The organism is Polynucleobacter sphagniphilus, from assembly GCF_001953355.1.
GTDB lineage: Bacteria > Pseudomonadota > Gammaproteobacteria > Burkholderiales > Burkholderiaceae > Polynucleobacter > Polynucleobacter sphagniphilus.
Genome location: NZ_MPIY01000001.1, coordinates 365,661 through 383,355 on the forward strand (window position 1 = coordinate 365,661; position 17,695 = coordinate 383,355).

The 17,695-nt window shown below is 47.8% G+C and carries 14 protein-coding genes and 1 pseudogene; 12 read left to right on the plus strand and 3 right to left on the minus strand.

Annotation, left to right across the window (positions count from 1 at the left end; translation table 11 throughout):
* Positions 1-19 precede the first annotated feature (19 nt).
* The 7 genes and pseudogenes from BOQ04_RS01865 to BOQ04_RS01895 all read left to right on the plus strand — a co-directional run.
* Positions 20-643: pseudogene (locus BOQ04_RS01865) on the plus strand (protein-L-isoaspartate(D-aspartate) O-methyltransferase); the annotation flags it as partial.
* Positions 640-1,449: a LysM peptidoglycan-binding domain-containing M23 family metallopeptidase gene (locus BOQ04_RS01870; protein WP_083657466.1), complete on the plus strand. Its 810-nt coding sequence runs from the start codon at positions 640-642 to the stop codon at positions 1,447-1,449. The pseudogene BOQ04_RS01865 and the gene BOQ04_RS01870, both read left to right, overlap by 4 nt.
* Positions 1,450-1,464: 15 nt before the next feature.
* The gene (locus BOQ04_RS01875) at positions 1,465-2,292 is read left to right on the plus strand and encodes a 3'-5' exonuclease (RefSeq protein WP_076023061.1); all 828 of its coding nucleotides are present in this window, start codon (positions 1,465-1,467) and stop codon (positions 2,290-2,292) included.
* Entirely contained in the window at positions 2,285-3,742 is a 1,458-nt protein-coding gene (gene rlmD / locus BOQ04_RS01880) for a 23S rRNA (uracil(1939)-C(5))-methyltransferase RlmD (protein WP_076023062.1), read from the plus strand. The genes BOQ04_RS01875 and rlmD overlap by 8 nt, the downstream gene beginning before the upstream one ends.
* A gap of 95 nt (positions 3,743-3,837) precedes the next feature.
* The gene (locus BOQ04_RS01885; RefSeq protein WP_076023063.1) at positions 3,838-4,959 is read left to right on the plus strand and encodes an NADH:flavin oxidoreductase/NADH oxidase; all 1,122 of its coding nucleotides are present in this window, start codon (positions 3,838-3,840) and stop codon (positions 4,957-4,959) included.
* Positions 4,960-4,968: 9 nt separating this feature from the next.
* Positions 4,969-5,628 (plus strand): SprT family zinc-dependent metalloprotease, encoded by a 660-nt coding sequence (locus tag BOQ04_RS01890; RefSeq protein WP_076023064.1) that lies wholly within the window; start codon positions 4,969-4,971, stop codon positions 5,626-5,628.
* Between the two features lie 21 nt (positions 5,629-5,649).
* Positions 5,650-6,741, plus strand: coding sequence for a tartrate dehydrogenase (locus tag BOQ04_RS01895; protein WP_076023065.1), 1,092 nt, complete (start codon positions 5,650-5,652; stop codon positions 6,739-6,741).
* Positions 6,742-6,749: 8 nt separating this feature from the next.
* Here the strand turns inward: BOQ04_RS01895 and dnaQ are convergent, their stop codons facing one another.
* The 3 genes from dnaQ to BOQ04_RS01910 all read right to left on the minus strand — a co-directional run bounded on the left by dnaQ (position 6,750) and on the right by BOQ04_RS01910 (position 8,823).
* The gene (dnaQ, locus tag BOQ04_RS01900; RefSeq protein ID WP_076023066.1) at positions 6,750-7,460 is read right to left on the minus strand and encodes a DNA polymerase III subunit epsilon; all 711 of its coding nucleotides are present in this window, start codon (positions 7,458-7,460) and stop codon (positions 6,750-6,752) included.
* A gap of 73 nt (positions 7,461-7,533) precedes the next feature.
* The gene (gene rnhA / locus BOQ04_RS01905) at positions 7,534-7,989 is read right to left on the minus strand and encodes a ribonuclease HI (protein WP_076023067.1); all 456 of its coding nucleotides are present in this window, start codon (positions 7,987-7,989) and stop codon (positions 7,534-7,536) included.
* Positions 7,990-8,010: 21 nt separating this feature from the next.
* The gene (locus BOQ04_RS01910) at positions 8,011-8,823 is read right to left on the minus strand and encodes a class I SAM-dependent methyltransferase (RefSeq protein ID WP_083657467.1); all 813 of its coding nucleotides are present in this window, start codon (positions 8,821-8,823) and stop codon (positions 8,011-8,013) included.
* Positions 8,824-8,829: 6 nt separating this feature from the next.
* Between BOQ04_RS01910 and gloB the strand changes: the two genes are divergently transcribed.
* The 5 genes from gloB to carB all read left to right on the plus strand — a co-directional run bounded on the left by gloB (position 8,830) and on the right by carB (position 17,668).
* Positions 8,830-9,639 carry a hydroxyacylglutathione hydrolase gene (gene gloB / locus BOQ04_RS01915; RefSeq protein WP_083657468.1) on the plus strand — a complete coding sequence of 270 codons (810 nt, stop codon included), beginning with the start codon at positions 8,830-8,832 and terminating at the stop codon, positions 9,637-9,639.
* Positions 9,639-11,081 carry a transglycosylase SLT domain-containing protein gene (locus BOQ04_RS01920; RefSeq protein ID WP_076023068.1) on the plus strand — a complete coding sequence of 481 codons (1,443 nt, stop codon included), beginning with the start codon at positions 9,639-9,641 and terminating at the stop codon, positions 11,079-11,081. The genes gloB and BOQ04_RS01920 overlap by 1 nt, the downstream gene beginning before the upstream one ends.
* A gap of 23 nt (positions 11,082-11,104) precedes the next feature.
* Positions 11,105-12,991, plus strand: a complete 1,887-nt coding sequence (locus BOQ04_RS01925; RefSeq protein ID WP_076023069.1) for a propionate--CoA ligase — start codon at positions 11,105-11,107, stop codon at positions 12,989-12,991.
* 229 nt (positions 12,992-13,220) lie between these two features.
* Entirely contained in the window at positions 13,221-14,405 is a 1,185-nt protein-coding gene (carA, locus tag BOQ04_RS01930; protein ID WP_076023179.1) for a glutamine-hydrolyzing carbamoyl-phosphate synthase small subunit, read from the plus strand.
* The gene (gene carB, locus BOQ04_RS01935; RefSeq protein ID WP_076023070.1) at positions 14,405-17,668 is read left to right on the plus strand and encodes a carbamoyl-phosphate synthase large subunit; all 3,264 of its coding nucleotides are present in this window, start codon (positions 14,405-14,407) and stop codon (positions 17,666-17,668) included. Before carA ends, carB begins: the two co-directional genes overlap by 1 nt.
* Positions 17,669-17,695 lie beyond the last annotated feature (27 nt).

The window sequence follows — 17,695 nt, forward strand, 5'->3', positions numbered from 1 at the left end:
TGAACGATTTTCTGGGCACCGCCAAGCACTTGCTGCAAAGGTGCTTGCCGCAGGGGTAAAGCATCACAAAACATTGGAAGCCATTGCCACCGTGCCACGCCATGCATTTATGGATGCCGGTTTGCATCCCCAAGCTTACGAAGATTCTGCATTGCCAATTGGGCACCAACAGACTATCTCCAAGCCTTCAGTGGTCGCCCGCATGATTGAGATTTTGCATAAGCCCAGACATTCATTAGGCAAAGTCCTGGAAATTGGCACTGGCTGTGGTTACCAGGCTGCTGTCTTGAGTCTTTTGGCAGAAGAAGTCTATTCCATCGAGCGCATTCGCCCACTACATGATATGGCCAGGGCTAAATTGCGACCTTTTCGGATTAATAACTTGCGCCTGATTTATGGTGATGGCATTTTGGGCCTACCTCAGGCAGCCCCATTTGACGGAATTATTCTGGCTGCTGCTGGTTTAGGCATCCCAGATGCCTTATTAGATCAGTTGGCGATAGGGGGGCGTTTGGTAGCGCCGGTGGTTAAAAACGAAAAAGAGCAGCAATTGGTAATGGTGGAGCGGATGAGTTCCCAGCGCTACCAAAGAACTGTGCTGGACGAGGTCTTTTTTGTCCCCTTACAATCAGGGGTAGTATGAGATTAAACGTCTATTCCATGCCTAAATTGATGCCTAGAGTACTTAGCCTCTTATTTGTAGCGAGCCTACTAGTTTTGGCGAGTGGGTGCTCAGCACCTCGCACTAAACCAGCCAATGTGACTGATCGCACTGCTGGTAGTTCTGATGAACCAGCACCTGCTGGTTATTACCGCGTGAAGAAGGGTGATACCTTGGCGCGTATTGCAATCGATCATGGGCAATCACCAAAGGATGTCATTGCTTGGAATAACCTAGCAAACCCCAATCAAATTGAAATAGGCGATCTGATTTTGATCAAGCCGCCAGCAGGATCTAAACCGGTGGCCAAACCGATTGCTAAGCCAGCGGTAATCAGTGCTCCTGATGCGCCTACACCGAAGGCCAAAGAAATTAGTAAGTCCGACGCTAAGGCAGACGTGGCGTCAGAGGCCGTTGTGGCAGAGCCCGGCATTCGCTTGTCTCAACCCGCTAAGGGCTCTGTTACTGGAGCCTATTCTGAGACCAATAAAGGTATCGATATAGCCGGTAAGTTAGGTGATCCAGTGCTGGCAGCTTCAGGCGGTAAAGTCGTTTATGCCGGTAATAGTTTGCGCGGTTACGGTAACTTGGTCATTGTTAAGCATGACAACACCTATTTAACAGCCTATGCCCACAACAGCAAACTCTTGGTGAAAGAGGGTGATACTGTGACTAAGGGTCAAAAGATTGCCGAGATGGGTGATACCGATGCGAATGCAGTCAAATTGCATTTTGAGTTGCGTGTGAATGGCAAGCCGGTTAATCCTCAACCATACCTACAACAATAAGTAGCGGATGTTGAATTGGCATTAGCAACAGCGCTTGTATTTGATATTGAGACTATTCCTGATGTAGCGGGATTGCGTCGTCTGGAGGATTTTCCAGCATCCGTGTCAGATGCGGAAGTTGCTGAAAAAGCAATGGCCGCTCGAGTCGCTAAGACTGGTAGTGAATTTCTTCCTCTCTACTTGCAACGTATTGTGGCGATTTCTTGTGTGATTCGTCGCACGACCAAAGAAGGTGCTCCACAAATTAAAGTCGGCACGCTCGGTACGCCCGAAGATGATGAAAAGGTGCTCATCCAAGCCTTCTTCGATCTGATTGAAAGGTACACCCCCCAACTGGTTTCCTGGAACGGTAGTGGCTTTGATTTACCGGTGCTGCATTACCGCGCACTTGTAAACCATATACAAGCACCGCGCTATTGGGAAATGGGTGAGAGTCACGAAAACGATAGCCGTGAATTTAAGTGGAATAACTACATCAGTCGTTATCACATGCGCCATCTGGATTTGATGGATCTCTTAGCCAAATTTAACGGCAGAGCCAATGCCCCTTTGGATAGTTTGGCTAAGCTCTGTGGTTTTCCGGGAAAGATGGGAATGGATGGTAGTCAAGTTTGGCCGGCTTTTCAGGATGGCAAGATTGATGATATTCGCCGTTATTGCGAAACTGATGTGGTTAATACTTATTTGATGTATTGCCGCTTTCAGTTATTACGCGGTGGTTTCTCTTTAAAGGAATACCAGGATGAAATTGCCTTTGTCAAAGCCTACCTAGAACAAGAATCCAAAGAGCCTCATGGCTCACAATGGCAAGAATACCTTTTGGGCTTTACTCCTGATGCGTAGAGAAGAAAAGCCAGTCAATATTGAAGTGCTTGAGCCAATCCGCGTTGAAGCCCTCGATTTAGATGCCCAAGGAATTGCACGCCTGGTGCCAAATGAGGAAGAGGCGGTGCAAGGCCATAGCGGCAAAGTCATTTTTATACAAGGTGCGTTACCGACTGAGTTGGTGAGTTACACCATCACGCGTGATAAAGCGCGTTTTAGCAAAGCCAAGGTCAGGCAAATTATCAAACCAGCAGTCTTTCGTGCGCAGCCCAAGTGTGCTGCCTTTGGGGTGTGTGGCGGTTGCACTATGCAGCATTTAGATATGCGCGCGCAAATTGCGATGAAGCAACGCGTCTTAGAAGATGATCTGAGCCATCTTGCCAAAGTAAAGCCTGAAGAAATTCTCCGGCCGATGGGCGGTCCTGCTTGGGAGTATCGCCATCGTGCCCGCTTAAGTGCAGTCAACCGCTCGATTAAAAAAGGTACGGTATTGATTGGCTTTCATGAGGGAAAGAGCGGCTATGTTGCTGACATGCTCGCCTGTGAAATCCTTCCCAAACATGTCTCTGATTTATTGCCAAAGATGCGCACGCTCGTAATGGGTTTATCCATTGTCGATCGCATGCCGCAAATTGAAATCGCCGTTGGCGAGCCTGAGGACCCCCATTCTGATGATCCAATGAAAGCTCGGCCAGTAACTGCTTTAGTGTTTCGTAATCTACAGCCCTTAACGCCAGCCGATGAGCAATTGCTAAAAGACTTTGCCGATGAACATCATGTATGGATTTGGCTTCAACCCAAGGGCATTGAAACAGTTGCTCCATTCTATCCATTGACCGGTAAGCTTTGTTATCGCCTACCTGAGTTTGCAATCGAGATGCCGTTTAAGCCAGCGGATTTCACGCAAGTCAATCACATGATGAATCGTGCGCTCGTCAGTAAAGCCATTCGCTTGTTAGAGATCAAGCCAGAGCACCGTGTCTTAGATCTCTTTTGCGGTATTGGTAATTTCACCTTACCTTTAGCAAGACGGGCTCGCAGCGTCTTGGGTATTGAAGGTCTAGCAAGCTTAACTGTGCGCGCCAAAAACAATGCCGAGCACAATGGCCTCGTAGACAAAGTGAGCTTCATGCAAAGTGATTTATTTGAAGTAACAACAGAGACGATTGCATCTTGGGGCAAAGCAGAGCGCTGGTTGATGGATCCACCTCGCGAGGGCGCGATGGAGATATGTAAGTCTTTAGCCTTACTGCATCAAATTTCTGCTCAGCCAGCAAATGCGCATTTAAATGAGTTAATGCCAGAGCGCATTGTGTATGTCTCATGCAATCCCAAAACACTGGCTCGCGATGCCGAGATTTTGTGTCACCAAGCCGCTTACACTCTGAAGGGTGCGGGGATTGTCAATATGTTCCCCCATACCTCACACGTAGAATCAATTGCCATCTTTCAGAAGACCCTTGTTTAAAGGCCTCTAGAGCCAATTCTGCACGTATTAGCTGTCTCGTTTATGCTCTTGTTTTACGACATTCACCCCCCATTTCAAGTTATAAAGGTATCTAAATGAGTTTGCTTTTCTCCGAATACACCCTAGGTTCACCAAGAGGACCTTTAACTTTGGCCAACCGCATTGTGGTTGCCCCAATGTGCCAATACTCAGCTGTCAATGGAGAGGCCCAAGACTGGCATCTAATGCATTGGGCCAACTTGCTCAATAGCGGTGCTGCGCTGTTCATTATTGAAGCTACCGGCGTGGTGCCAGAAGGTCGTATTACTCCAGCATGTTTGGGTTTGTGGGATGACCGCACTGAAGCGGCTTTAAAAGATAAGTTAATGCGTGCTCGCCAGCTTGCACCAGTCACTCCAGTGTTTATTCAGTTGGCCCATGCCGGACGCAAAGCCTCGAGTGCTACCCCTTGGAATGGTGGACAGTTATTGCCAGTAGAGAAGGGCGGCTGGGAAACTGTTGCCCCATCTGCTATCGCTCAGTTAGATGGCGAGCGCCTTCCTCACGAGTTATCCAAAGAAGAACTCCAAGGCTTGATTTTGGCATTCGTAGAATCGGCTGTGCGCGCAGATCGCATTGGTGTGGATGGTATCGAATTACATGGTGCCCATGGTTATCTCTTGCATCAATTCTTGTCACCCATTGCCAACCAACGCACCGATGAATATGGTGGTTCATTTGAGAACCGCATTCGTTTTCCGTTGGAATTATTCAAGGCTGTAAGAGCGGCATATCAAGGTGTTCTAGGCGTTCGCATCTCAGCAAGCGATTGGATTGAAGGTGGCTGGACTCCTGAAGAGACGGCTGATTTTGCTGTGCAACTGAAAGCAGTTGGCTGTGATTTTGTGCACATCTCTTCGGCAGGTATTTCTCCAAAGCAAAAAATTGCAGTTGGTCCAAATTACCAAGTACCTTTTGCCAAAATTGTTAAAGAAAAATCTGGCTTGCCAACCATGACTGTGGGATTAATCACAGATCCACAACAAGCGGAAGATATTTTGCAAAAAGGTGATGCTGATTTAATCGCCTTAGCGCGCGCATTCTTGTACAACCCACGTTGGGGCTGGCAAGCTGCTACTGCTCTAGGGGGTGTAGTGAACTCCAATGAGCGTTACTGGCGTTGCTTGCCACGCGAAGCCCAAGCCATATTTGGTGATGTCAAAATCGGTCAGCGTTAATAGGAATTTATGAAGCAACATTCATTAAGAGAGGCCTGGCTAGAAGATGCTGTCCGGCATTTAGAGCCCATCTTTTCCAAAGCGGGATATGCCATCCCACCAGTGCGCGTTTCTTGTGGATTCCCGGCATCGAGTAGCCCCAGAACTACCCTGGGTCAATGCTGGCCTCGTGAGCGCTCAGGTGGTGGGGTCAATGAGATTTTTATTTCCCCAAAATTAGATGAGCCCGTGCAATTGTTAGACACTTTGGTGCATGAGTTATGTCACGCTGTAGATGATTGCTTTAGTGGCCATGGTGCTGACTTTAAAGGAATTGCACAAACTGTGGGCCTGGAAGGCCCTGCACGGATGGCGCATGCTACTGAAGAATTGACTGTGAAGTTAATGATGATTAGTCAAGAATTGGGCCCTTATCCGCATCAAGCGATTGTGTTCCCGCCACCCCGCCCAAGTAATGCCAGTCGCAATAAAGCCAAGTGCGGCCAATGTGGCTATGAAGTGACTTTATTAAAACGTTGGGCAACTTACGGTGCGCCTATATGTCCCAAGGACAATATTCGCATGCAAGAGACTGAGCCCGAAACAATTGAGAACACTACCGAGCACGATAGCGAAAGTATTAAAGACACTAAATCTACCAGGGATGAAATCCGTCGGGCTATTAGCTAATTCTTAAAAAATAAACCCAATATGAACATACAAAAAATCGTCAAGAACCCAAAAATTGCTGTTATTCCAGGTGATGGTATTGGTAAAGAGGTGATACCAGAAGGTCTGCGTGCTTTAGAGGCTGTAAATAGTCAATTTAATATCGGTATGCAGTTTGATCATTTTGATTTTGCAAGCTGTGACTATTACCTCAAGCATGGCAAGATGATGCCCGATGATTGGTTTGAGACGCTGATGCAGTACGACGCCATCTTCTTTGGTGCGGTAGGGATGCCTAGCGTTCTACCGGATCATATTTCTTTATGGGGTAGCCTCATTCAGTTCCGTCGTTGCTTTGACCAATACGTTAATTTGCGTCCGGTGCGTTTATTGCCTGGTGTGCCATGCCCACTAGCGAATCGTAAGCCGGGCGATATCGATTTCTTTGTCGTACGCGAAAACACTGAAGGTGAGTATTCTTCTCTTGGTGGAAAAATGTTCCCCGACACAGATCGTGAATTCGTGGTGCAAGAATCTGTATTTACACGACATGGCGTCGATCGTATTTTGCAGTATGCATATGATTTGGCGCAAAGTCGCCCTAAAAAGCACCTCACTTCCGCCACTAAATCCAATGGCATTGCAATCACCATGCCATATTGGGATGAGCGCGTTGAAGAAATGGCTAAGCGGTACGCTGATGTGCGCACTGACAAGTATCACATCGATATATTGGCGGCTCACTTTGTCATGAATCCCGATCGCTTTGATGTAGTCGTTGCCAGTAATTTATTTGGCGACATTCTCTCGGATTTGGGTCCTGCCTGTACGGGGACGATTGCAGTAGCGCCATCAGGCAGCATTAACCCAGAGGGTAAGTTCCCCTCTTTGTTCGAGCCAGTGCACGGTTCAGCACCTGATATCTATGGTCAGATGATTGCTAATCCGATCGGGCAGATTTGGAGTGCGTCGATGATGTTGGATCACTTGGGTTACCCGGAGGCGGGTAAGACAATTTTCAAGGCAATTGAGTCTGTATTGGCTGAAGGTCCAGCGAATTCACCTTTAACGCCAGATTTGGGTGGAAAAGGAAAAACCGATGATCTAGGTAAGGCAATCGCAGCAGCGATTTAAGATTTGCTTTAACTAGCTAGACTTGAAGAACTCCATACGGGGTCCTTTTTGCTTGCCTTAGCAATTTCAGCGAGAATCTTTTCATGTAGCCGGCAATCTTCTGCGCTTGCGCTCATGAGCTTGAGATTGGTCGGCAGTGGTTTGGTATGACCAGAGGCATCAGTGCCTACCGTGTAGTCAATCAGATCAATCGATAGGTCTTCTTGGCCACGCGTCATCGCTACATAAACTTCAGCAAGTAGCTGGGCATCTAATAAAGCGCCGTGCAAAGTGCGGTGCTGATTGCTAATAGCAAAGCGCTCACAAAGTGCATCCAAGGAATTGCGCTTGCCTGGGAACATCTGCCGGGCATCGAGCAGGGTGTCGGTAATCTTGGCGGCTAGCCCCCTAAATGCAGGGCGCTTGAGTAGGGCGAACTCATTGTCTAAAAAACCCAAGTCGAACGCTGCGTTATGAATGACGATTTCTGCCCCATCCACAAATTCAATCAGCTGTTCAACAATATTGGCAAAGACCGGCTTATCAGAAAGAAATTCTCGTGACAGACCGTGAACCGCATAGGCGCCTGCATCAATATCGCGCTCTGGATTGATGTAGTGATGAAAGGTGCGATCTGTTAGGCGTCTTCCGATCATTTCTACGCAGCCGATTTCAATAATACGATCGCCAGTGGCGGGATTCAGACCCGTGGTCTCGGTATCCAGAATAACTTGACGCATGATTGATTTGCCTAGTGGAGGGTAGAGTATTGCTTCATCGATTGGATGAATTTTCTCACAGCAGGGCTCTTGCCTATGGAAGAAATTCTTCAACACCTTTATTGGCCAGTTGGTCGGCTAATTCGTTGCCTGGGTGGCCATTGTGACCTCGTACCCAATGCCAGGAGATGGTGTGATCTGGAAGCAGGGAATCTAACTCTTGCCATAAATCCGCATTTTTAACGGGGTCTTTGCTGGCCGTTTTCCAGCCCCGTTTTTTCCAGCCCTCAAGCCATTCGGTCACGCCCTTTTGCACATACTGTGAGTCGGTCCATAGTTCTACGGAGCTGCGTTGTTTAAGGGCCCGCAGTGCATGAATCACGGCACTAATTTCCATACGGTTATTAGTAGTTAGTTCGGCCCCGCCATGAATATGCTTTTCATGTCCGCCAGAGCGCAAGACCGCACCCCAGCCTCCGGGCCCAGGATTGCCCTTGCAAGCACCGTCGGTATAAATAATGATGTGGGGGAGGGTTTTGGTATCAGTCATGTGGTGTGCGATTTATGGTGCTTACTGTACTTTGTCTGGTGGTGACTTGAGTTGATTGCGTTCGGTGGCAGGACTCAGTTGCGGCATGACCGACAAACGCTTAGGTTGGATCTGCCCAATGAGGCGCACCCCTTGGTGGCGCTTAATCGCCGAAACCAAAAACACTGCACCAAAAATAGGCCACCAGCGGTTACCCATTTTTTCTAAAAAATCCATGCGCGCCATGCTGGCCTCCCCTTTTAAGGGTAGTTTGTAACAGCCAAAATGACCACGATCTAAGGAAAAATTCAATAACTGCAACCAGTCTTTGATGCGGAGTAAATTGATAAATTGCCCATCCCTGGGGAGATAGGGTGAGCCAATTAAGCGACTGAGGTATTGGCGCCCACCCCAAAGGCTGGCGGGATTAAATCCGGAAATAATCAAACGGCCCTCGGGGCGCAATACCCGGTCAGCCTCGCGCAGAATTTGATGGGGGTCTGCGGCAAATTCTAAGACGTGCGGTAAAACCAATAAATCAATACTTTCACTGGCAAATGGAAGTTCAGTAGGGTTTCCTTCAATTAAATGCCAGTGAAAACGTTTGGCCAACTCTTGATGATCATGCTCATGAATGAGTAGGGCATGCAGGGGCATCCGATTCTCGGATAGGGCGTTGATTTGGGGTAAACCGATTTGGACGGCATAAAAACCAAAGACATCAGCGACGATTTGGTCAAAACAGCGTTGCTCCCAGGCCAGTACATACTTTCCAGGGGGGGATTGCAGCCATTTTTCCCATGAGCTCCATGGTGGTGCGGGCAACTGGGAAGGGGTTGAAGGGATTGGTATCATCGGTCTATGGTGAAGAATACTTTATTGCAAGTTTGGCCCATTCCGGCCTTTGATGACAACTACATTTGGTGCATCCATGATGGCCATTCTGCACTCGTGGTCGATCCAGGCGATGCCACCCCAGTTTTGCAGTATCTGAGCGATCAGAAGCTGACATTAAAAGGAATTTTGATTACCCATCACCATGCCGATCATACAGGCGGGATTTTGCAGCTTCTAGCCGCGCTTGACCCCAAGGTTCCAGTATACGGACCAGCAACCATTGACATTCCTGGAAGAACCCATGCTTTGATGGAGGGTGACAAGATTGAGATTGCAGCACCTCGTATTACTTTTTCCGTTAATGAAGTTCCTGGGCACACCCTGAGTCACATTGCATACTTTGCCAATATGCAGGCTAACGTAGTTGAGCCCATGCTGTTTTGTGGTGACACCTTATTCGCTTCTGGGTGTGGTCGATTGTTTGAGGGCACGCCAACGCAAATGACGCAGTCGCTTGCCAAGTTTGCGGCTTTGCCAAAAAATACCCTGGTCTATTGCACACATGAGTACACCTTATCAAACATCCGTTTTGCCTTAGCGGTAGAGCCAAACAATATCAATCTTATTACTTGGGCGGAGACTGCCGCCGCATTGCGTCAACAACACCTACCAACCTTACCGACAACCATTGGGCAGGAATTGCAAGTCAACCCCTTTATGCGCTGCGATCAAGCAGAAGTCATTGCAGTAGCAAAAAATATTTCCGGCGAGAAAGACTTGCCTACTCCTGCCCATGTGTTGGCGGTGATTCGGGCTTGGAAAGATCGCTTCTGATGCGTTTGGTCTATGCGGCAATCCTGATTGCCGCCTTTCTGTCTGGTTGTGCCAGTACGGGTGATTGGTCCTCAGATACGCCGACTAAAACCAATCCGCGTGCTTCTAAAGCGGCGCGCGTCAACCTGAAGAAGCAATCGGTTAGCACTATCTACGCACCATCCAGTAATTTATGGATTCGCATTCGGGATGGCTTTGAGATGGAGCCCTCTAATAGCCCTTGGGAGGGCGAGCAACTGCGTTTGCTTACTGCGAAACCAGAGTACGTTAATCGTTCGATGGCTCGTTCATCGCGCTATTTGTTTTACATTGTGCAAGAGGTCAATGCCCGCGGCATGCCAACGGAAATTGCGCTACTTCCTTTTGTGGAGAGCGCCTTTAATCCACAGGCAAAATCGGGCGCTAAAGCTATGGGTATCTGGCAATTTATGCCGGCAACCGGTAAAGATTTTCAGCTGACTCAAAATATCTTTCGGGATGAGCGGCGTGATGTACTGCAGTCAACTGATGCGGCGCTTGATTACTTGCAGCGCTTGCACGATCAATTTGGAACCTGGGAGCTTGCTTTAGCGGCATATAACTGGGGTGCCGGAAATATTGCTAAGGCACAGAAAAAAAACTTGGCCGCGGGGCTTCCAACTGACTATGAAAGCTTGCAGTTGCCTAAGGAAACCCGTAATTACGTACCCAAGCTGATGGCATATCGACAGATCGTGCTTGATCCAGGGGCTTATGGTGTCACCCTGCCCGATTTGGAGAATCACCCTTATTTTGTGGCGGTAGATGTTGGCAGTGATATTGATGTGGCACTTGTGATTAAGTTGGCGGAAATTCCTGCTGAAGAGTTTCATGTGCTCAATCCGTCTTTTAATAAGCCGGTGATCTTGAGTGCAGCTGGTCAACAAATTTTGTTGCCTTTTGGTCATGCCGAAATCTTTCAGGAAAATCTGAAGAATTATTCCAGGCCTTTATCGTCTTGGACAGCAGTGCAGGTGGGTAAGACCGAGAGCGCTGATCAAACAGCCAAAACCTTAGGGGTTGATCCTGATGTCTTGCGTGATGTAAATGGCATTCCGAAAGGCATGCGCATTAAAGCAGGCTCTACCGTGATCATTCCTAGAAATAGTCGGCGCTTAGGCGATATTTCAGCAAATCTGGCTGACAATGCCAGCTTGAGTCTGGAGAAGCCACCTCCACCGCCCCCTCCAACACCGAAGTGCAGCAAGCCAACCAAGGGAGCAAAAGGCTCTAAAGCGGCTAAGGATTTGAAGTGCACCCCTCCAAAGTCGTATAAAGATGCCTCTAAAGTGGTCTCTAAGGGTAATTCTTCGGTAAAAACTGCCTCCACTCAGCATAAATCCGAATCGACAGTAGTTGCAAAATCTGCGAAAAATGGTAATGCAAAGCCATCCACCAAGAAGGAGGCTAGCAAAACTCAATAAATTTTTTTCTCATTAGGTTGACTATGTCATACAAAGCAGAACACGAGCGCTCCATTAAAGACCCTGACGGCTTTTGGGGTGAGCAAGCCAAACTGATTCATTGGGAAAAACCTTTTGATCATGTTCTGAGCTACGACAAGCCACCATTTGCAAAATGGTTTGAAGGAGGCTTAACCAATCTTTGTTACAACGCAGTCGATCGTCATCTCCAAGATCGTCCTGATCAGATTGCTCTAGTTGCTGTTTCAACTGAAACCAATCAAGAAAAAACTTACACATTTAAAGAGCTCTATGAAGAAGTGAATCGGATGGCTGCGATTTATAAGGCCAACGGTATCGGCAAGGGTGATCGTGTTCTGATTTATATGCCCATGATTGCTGAGGCCAGCTTTGCCATTTTGGCTTGCGCTCGGATTGGTGCAATTCATTCAGTGGTATTTGGCGGGTTTGCTTCACACAGCCTAGCTTCTCGGATCGATGATGCTAAACCAAAATTGATTGTGACTGCTGAAGCAGGCGCACGTGGGGGCAAAGCAGTTCCTTATAAGCCTTTGCTCGATGAGGCAATTTCTCTAGCAACTTATAAGCCAGAAAAAGTCTTGATTGTGAATCGCGGTTTAACTGAGTTCGCCACTGTTGCTGGACGTGATTTAGATTACGCGACTGAACGTCAAAAGCATCTCAATGAACTTGTGCCGATAGAGTGGGTTGATGCTACGCATACCTCGTACATCTTGTATACCTCTGGTACAACAGGCAAACCCAAAGGAGTGCAGCGTGACACTGGGGGGTATGCGGTAGCGTTGGCTGCTTCCATGAAACATATCTTTTGCGGCAATCCTGGCGAAACAATGTTTACTACCTCCGATATCGGCTGGGTAGTAGGTCATAGCTACATCATCTATGGCCCTTTGCTTAACGGTATGGCAACCATCATGTATGAAGGCACGCCGTTACGTCCGGATGCGGGTATTTGGTGGGAACTTGTTGAGAAATACAAAGTGTCAGTGATGTTCTCTGCGCCAACAGCTGTACGCGTATTGAAGAAGCAAGATCCCGCTTTCTTAACCAAATATGATTTGTCCAGTCTGCGTGCCTTGTTCTTGGCTGGTGAGCCTTTGGATGAGCCAACGGCAACATGGATTCATGGTGCAATCAATAAACCCATTGTCGATAATTACTGGCAAACAGAAACTGGTTGGCCAATGCTCGCTATTCAACGCGGTGTGGAGGTCATGCCGCATAAATTTGGCTCTCCAGGCGTGCCATCGTTTGGCTACAACATGAAGTTGCTTGATGATGCGACCTCTGCTGAGTTGGGCCCAAATCAAAAGGGTGTGATTGCAATCGAAGGCCCGTTGCCACCCGGCTGTATGCAAACTGTTTGGGGTGATGACAAACGTTACATCAGTGCTTATTGGGAGACCATTCCAGGTAAGCTAATCTACTCAACCTTTGACTGGGGCATTAAGGATGAAGATGGTTACTTCTTTATCTTGGGCCGTACCGATGACGTGATTAACGTGGCCGGGCATCGCTTAGGCACTCGCGAGATTGAAGAAAGTATTTCCAGTCACCCAAATGTTTCGGAGGTGGCAGTTGTTGGTATTGAAGACAAGCTGAAAGGGCAAGCAGCAATTGCCTTTGTCATTCCAAAAGATTCATCCAATTTCAGCACCCTAGAGGCGGAGTGCATGAAAACCGTCGATGGTCAGTTGGGCGCGATTGCGCGCCCTGGTCGCGTGTATGTGGTCAATGCCTTGCCGAAGACCCGCTCAGGCAAGATCGTGCGTCGAGCCCTGCAAGCTGTTGCGGAGGGGCGTGACCCGGGCGATATTAGCACCATGGAAGATCAAGCTGTTTTGGCGCAAATTAAGGGGATTATTGAGCAAAATCCAAGTAAATCTTAAGAAAAGCCCCCCTTTAGCTTGATAGTGTAGGAGGCATATCACCCGCTAGGCCTCTAGCGTTAGGGATCGAGGGTTTTGAATGGCAAAAATGGTATCATTTGGGCATTCGAAACTTATTAATTACCCTAGCGCTTAAAGACACTCACCTCCCGCACAAACAGTCCTGGGTTGGTCTTTTTGGGGTTGTTGAGCGTCGGATGGAGCAGGGACTGGAGATGGTTTGTCACCCTTGCTTCCTTCTTTTCCCCCAGCTGTCTTGGCTTTAGCCGACGGCACTCTTTTCCCTGGTTTTAGTATTGGTGCCGCTGGTCATACCAGTGGTGAAGTGGTTTTCAATACCGCACTGACCGGCTATCAAGAAATCATTACCGATCCAAGTTATTCGCGTCAAATTGTGACCTTGACCTATCCACACATAGGAAACGTCGGTGTCAATACGCAAGATGCTGAATCCGACCAAATTCATGCGGCAGGTTTGGTGGTGAAAGACCTCTCTAGACGCGTTTCCAACTTCCGCTCAGAAAGCAGTCTAGATAACTATCTGACTAATGCTGGTGTTCTCGGTATTGCTGGCATTGATACGCGCAAGCTCACCCGCATCCTGCGTGACAAAGGCGCTCAATCAGGCGCCATCGTGGCAGGTAAGATAGGTGATGATGTACAAGCCCTTGGAAAACAGGCTCTTGAGCTAGCAAAAGCATTTCCTGGAATGGCTGGCCTTGATCTTGCTAAGGTGGTTACCACTAAAACTGCGTACCCATGGCGCGAAGCCGAATGGGAATTGCATGGCGCGGATGGCAAACCTGCCTACAAGACTGTAGATCAAAGCAAGCCGCTTAAAAAAGTGGTGGCCTATGACTTTGGTGTGAAGCGCAATATTTTGCGCATGCTTGCAGAACGTGGTTGTGAGTTAACAGTAGTGCCTGCACAAACCTCGGCAGCCGAAGTGTTGGCGATGAACCCCGATGGCGTGTTCCTCTCAAATGGTCCTGGCGATCCTGGTCCTTGTGATTACGCAATTGCTGCCGTTAAAGAAATAATTGAAAAGGGTGTTCCTACCTTTGGAATTTGCCTGGGACATCAAATCATGGGCTTGGCCGCTGGCGCTAAAACCTTGAAGATGAAGTTTGGCCATCATGGTGCCAATCACCCTGTCAAGGATTTGGATACTGGGCGCGTCGCCATTACCTCGCAAAATCATGGTTTTGCAGTGGACGCCAACACCTTGCCGAGTAATGTACGTGTGACTCACGTTTCCTTATTTGATGGATCTTTGCAAGGTCTTGCTTGGACAGACAAGCCGGCTTTGTGTTTTCAAGGGCATCCTGAAGCATCACCAGGACCGCATGATATTGCCTATTTATTTGATCGTTTTGTGGCGCTGATGAATGCTACTAAGAAGGAGGGCAAATAATGCCTAAGCGTAGCGACATTAAGAGTATTTTAATTATCGGTGCCGGTCCGATTGTGATCGGACAAGCTTGTGAATTTGACTACTCAGGTGCGCAGGCTTGCAAAGCCTTGCGTGATGAAGGTTACAAAGTCATCTTGGTTAATAGTAATCCGGCAACCATCATGACTGACCCAGAGATGGCCGATGTTACTTATATCGAGCCAATTACATGGGAAGTAGTAGAGCGCATCATTGCCGTTGAAAAACCAGATGCAATACTGCCAACGATGGGCGGTCAAACTGCGTTGAACTGTGCTCTAGATTTGCATCGTCATGGTGTACTTAAAAAATATGGTTGCGAGCTCATTGGCGCTTCACCAGAAGCAATCGATAAAGCAGAAGATCGCCAGAAATTTAAAGATGCCATGACCAAGATTGGTCTAGGTTCTGCAAAATCAGGCATTGCGCATTCGATGGACGAGGCGCACGAGGTGCAACAACGCATCCAGAAAGAGGCTGGTAGCTCCGGTTTTCCAGTAGTGATTCGTCCATCATTCACTATGGGTGGATCAGGCGGCGGCATTGCTTATAACCGCGAAGAATTTGAAGAGATCTGCAAGCGTGGTCTCGATTTATCTCCGACCCGCGAACTGTTGATTGAAGAGTCTTTGTTGGGTTGGAAAGAGTTCGAGATGGAAGTGGTGCGTGACCGCGCAGATAACTGCATTATCGTTTGCTCGATTGAAAACTTAGATCCAATGGGCGTGCACACCGGCGACTCGATTACAGTAGCCCCAGCACAAACTTTGACTGACAAAGAATATCAATTGATGCGCAATGCCTCGATTGCAGTCTTGCGTGAAATTGGTGTAGATACAGGCGGTTCGAACGTGCAGTTTTCGATTAATCCGGTGGATGGTCGCATGATCGTGATTGAGATGAACCCTCGGGTTTCACGCTCATCTGCCTTGGCATCCAAGGCTACTGGTTTTCCAATTGCAAAGATCGCAGCTAAATTAGCAGTGGGTTATACCCTGGATGAATTAAAGAACGACATTACGGGCGGAGCAACTCCGGCGTCATTTGAGCCTTCAATCGATTATGTGGTTACGAAGATTCCGCGTTTTGCTTTTGAGAAATTTCCACAAGCAGATTCACGTTTGACTACGCAAATGAAATCCGTTGGTGAAGTAATGGCGATTGGCCGTACTTTCCAAGAATCTTTCCAAAAAGCCTTACGTGGCCTGGAAGTTGGCGTGGATGGTTTGGATGAAGTTTCTACCGACCTAGATGACATCATTGCTGAAATCAATGAGCCTGGCCCAGATCGTATTTGGTATCTTGCGGATGCATTCCGTATGGGTATGGGCTTGGATGAGATTTATAGCGAAACCAAAGTAGATCCATGGTTCCTAGAACAAATCGAAGAACTCATCACCATCGAAACTGAATTAAAGCAACGCAAGATCGATAGTCTCTCAGCTCCTGAATTGCGCTTTATTAAGCAAAAGGGTTTTTCAGATCGTCGCCTGGCAAGGCTATTGGGCGTAGATGCTTCCTCGGTACGTGCTGCACGCCATCGCTTAAAAGTGGTACCAGTCTATAAACGGGTGGATACCTGCGCAGCTGAATTCTCAACGAACACCGCTTATTTGTATTCCACCTATGAAGCTGAGCATGGTGAGTGCGAATCAGAGCCAACGAATCGTGACAAGATCATGGTCCTTGGCGGTGGTCCTAACCGTATTGGTCAAGGTATTGAGTTTGACTATTGCTGCGTTCATGCTGCTTTGGCAATGCGCGATGATGGTTATGAAACCATTATGGTGAACTGCAACCCTGAAACAGTCTCAACTGATTACGATACCTCCGATCGCTTGTATTTTGAGCCATTGACCTTGGAAGATGTCTTAGAGATTGTTGCTAAAGAAAAGCCAAAAGGCGTGATCGTGCAATACGGTGGACAGACTCCATTGAAGTTGGCTTTGGATCTCGAGGCAAATGGTGTGCCAATTATTGGTACATCACCAGACATGATTGATGCAGCAGAAGATCGCGAGCGCTTTCAAAAGTTACTGCATGAATTAAATCTGCGTCAGCCGCCAAATCGAACCGCTCGCGCAGAAGATGAAGCTCTCAAGCTTGCTGATGAAATTGGCTATCCATTGGTGGTGCGTCCTTCCTATGTATTAGGTGGCCGTGCTATGGAAATCGTCCATGATGGACGCGATCTTGAGCGGTATATGCGTGAAGCTGTCAAGGTTTCTCATGACTCACCAGTGCTGCTCGATCGTTTTTTAAATGATGCAATTGAGTGTGATGTGGATTGCATTAGCGATGGTGAGGAAGTGTTCATCGGTGGGGTAATGGAGCATATTGAGCAGGCCGGGGTTCACTCTGGCGATTCAGCATGTTCATTGCCGCCATACTCACTCTCAGATGAAACGGTTGCAGAGATCAAGCGTCAAACTACCGCCATGGCCAAAGGCCTTAATGTTGTTGGCTTGATGAACGTACAGTTTGCTATTCAAAATGTTGATGGCAAAGATGTTATCTATGTACTTGAGGTGAACCCACGTGCTTCACGTACAGTGCCATTTGTTTCTAAAGCCACTGGTTTGCAATTGGCGAAGATCGCTGCACGTTGTATGGTTGGGCAAACTCTTAAGCAGCAGGGTATTCAGGCTGAAGTGAAGCCTGCTTACTTCTCAGTTAAAGAAGCCGTTTTCCCCTTCAATAAATTCCCAGGGATTGATCCGATTCTTGGGCCAGAAATGCGTTCTACTGGTGAAGTCATGGGTGTTGGGAAAACCTTTGGTGAGGCACTCTTTAAATCTCAATTGGGCGCTGGTATCAAGTTACCTGAGAGTGGTACTGTTTTATTAACAGTAAAAGATAGCGATAAGCCAAAGGCAGTTGAAGTGGCCAAGTTATTACACCAATTGGGCTTCCCTATCGTTGCGACTAAGGGTACTGCCGCGGCCATTGAGGCTGCTGGTTTGCCAGTGCGTGTTGTCAACAAGGTAAAAGATGGTCGTCCGCATATTGTTGATCTCATCAAGAATGGCGAGATCTCTTTGGTCTTTACTACCGTAGATGAAACCCGTACTGCCATTGCTGATTCTCGCTCTATTCGTACCAGCGCTCAGGCGCAGGGTGTGACTTACTACACCACGATTAGTGCAGCCAGGGCTGTAATGGATGGCTTATTGGCTTCGCAAAATGGTAACAAGCAGTTGCTGGAAGTTTATTCAATACAAAACTTACATCGGTCGCTTAATTAATCTAAAATTAACTTTTACACGCAATTT

Bases quoted from the DNA above. Each gene is read 5' to 3' on its own strand.
- BOQ04_RS01895 (WP_076023065.1), top strand. From the start codon at position 5,650: ATGAACATACAAAAAATCGTCAAGAACCCAAAAATTGCTGTTATTCCA.
- BOQ04_RS01890 (WP_076023064.1), top strand. From the start codon at position 4,969: ATGAAGCAACATTCATTAAGAGAGGCCTGGCTAGAAGATGCTGTCCGG.
- dnaQ (WP_076023066.1), bottom strand. From the start codon at position 7,460: ATGCGTCAAGTTATTCTGGATACCGAGACCACGGGTCTGAATCCCGCC.
- carB (WP_076023070.1), top strand. From the start codon at position 14,405: ATGCCTAAGCGTAGCGACATTAAGAGTATTTTAATTATCGGTGCCGGT.
- BOQ04_RS01885 (WP_076023063.1), top strand. From the start codon at position 3,838: ATGAGTTTGCTTTTCTCCGAATACACCCTAGGTTCACCAAGAGGACCT.
- rnhA (WP_076023067.1), bottom strand. From the start codon at position 7,989: ATGACTGATACCAAAACCCTCCCCCACATCATTATTTATACCGACGGT.
- BOQ04_RS01925 (WP_076023069.1), top strand. From the start codon at position 11,105: ATGTCATACAAAGCAGAACACGAGCGCTCCATTAAAGACCCTGACGGC.
- BOQ04_RS01910 (WP_083657467.1), bottom strand. From the start codon at position 8,823: ATGATACCAATCCCTTCAACCCCTTCCCAGTTGCCCGCACCACCATGG.
- BOQ04_RS01920 (WP_076023068.1), top strand. From the start codon at position 9,639: ATGCGTTTGGTCTATGCGGCAATCCTGATTGCCGCCTTTCTGTCTGGT.
- BOQ04_RS01870 (WP_083657466.1), top strand. From the start codon at position 640: ATGAGATTAAACGTCTATTCCATGCCTAAATTGATGCCTAGAGTACTT.
- gloB (WP_083657468.1), top strand. From the start codon at position 8,830: ATGGTGAAGAATACTTTATTGCAAGTTTGGCCCATTCCGGCCTTTGAT.
- rlmD (WP_076023062.1), top strand. From the start codon at position 2,285: ATGCGTAGAGAAGAAAAGCCAGTCAATATTGAAGTGCTTGAGCCAATC.